A 1258-nucleotide genomic window follows, 5' to 3' on the forward strand; every position below is an offset into this window, starting at 1 on the left:
CCGGCTGGCCGCCGGTGAAGATGTCATTGCTGGTGACCACGGTTGCCGTGCCAGTGGTGCTGTTGGCCGGAACGGTGATGGTGGTGCCGTCGGAAAGCTTGAAGGTCAGCTCGCCGTGGTTGCTCATTGGCAAGCCAGCAGCGTTGGTCAGGGTCACGGTGTAGGTGACGGAGCCGCCTTCGGTGACGGTGGTTTTATCCACAGACAGAGTGGCGACCACTTCAGAAAGGGTGTCGCCGATGGTCACTTGGGCTTTGTCGCCGAGGACCAGGTTCTCGAAGGACTTGCCGTCAACGGTGGCGTTGTCGATGCCAACTTCCACGACTTGACCGTCTTTGTAGACGTCATCGCCTTGTGCGGCCAACTCGTACGGCACGCTGGTGGTGCCGGCCTTGATGACGACGGTGTCGCCGTTGCTCAGAGTCACGGTCAGGTCTTGTTTCAGTTCCTGATCGACCTTGACGGTGAACTTCGGTGCAGCGTTTTCCAGTACGTCGCCATTGCTTTCGATGGTGACGGTAACGGTGTCGATGCTATCGGAGATAGCGGTAACGGCCGGAGAAGTGCTCGGCACCAGGTTCTCGAAGTTGCCGCCAGTAGTCCCGGTAATAGTCGTGCTAACGGTGCTGCCATTGACGTACACGTCGTTGGCCGGGGTATCGACCAGCACGGTACCGGTGGTTTTACCCGCTTCGATAACAATGACCGAGCCATTGCTCAAGGTCACAGTCATCGGCGTGCCGGCCGGATTGGTCAGGGTAGCGGTGTAAGTGATCTGGCCGCCTTCGGTGATACCGCCCGTGGCGGTCAAGGTCAGGCCAGTGGCATCAGGCGAGTCGCTGATGGTGGTAACGGCTGGCGTGGTGTCTGGCACCAGGTTCTCGAAGTTGCCGCCAGTGGTGCCCGTAATGGTCGTGCTAACGGTGCTGCCATTGACGTACACGTCGTTGGCCGGGGTATCGACCAGCACGGTACCGGTGGTTTTACCCGCTTCGATAACGATGACCGAGCCATTGCTCAAGGTCACAGTCATCGGCGTGCCGGCCGGATTGGTCAGGGTAGCGGTGTAAGTGATCTGGCCGCCTTCGGTGATACCGCCCGTGGCGGTCAAGGTCAGGCCAGTGGCATCAGGCGAGTCGCTGATGGTGGTAACGGCTGGCGTGGTGTCTGGCACCAGGTTCTCGAAGTTGCCGCCGGTTGTGCCCGTGATCGTTGTGCTAACGGTGCTGCCGTTGACATACACGTCGTTGGCCGGGGT

Annotated in this window: 1 protein-coding gene; it reads right to left on the reverse strand. The window is 60.2% G+C overall.

Going from position 1 to position 1258, the window contains the following annotated elements:
• On the reverse strand, window positions 1-1258 hold a 1258-nt coding region (locus AACY45_RS27040), incomplete at both ends, for an immunoglobulin-like domain-containing protein (protein ID WP_339548489.1).

This window comes from Pseudomonas sp. RA_35y_Pfl2_P32, from assembly GCF_963970735.1.
In the GTDB taxonomy this organism is placed as follows: domain Bacteria; phylum Pseudomonadota; class Gammaproteobacteria; order Pseudomonadales; family Pseudomonadaceae; genus Aquipseudomonas.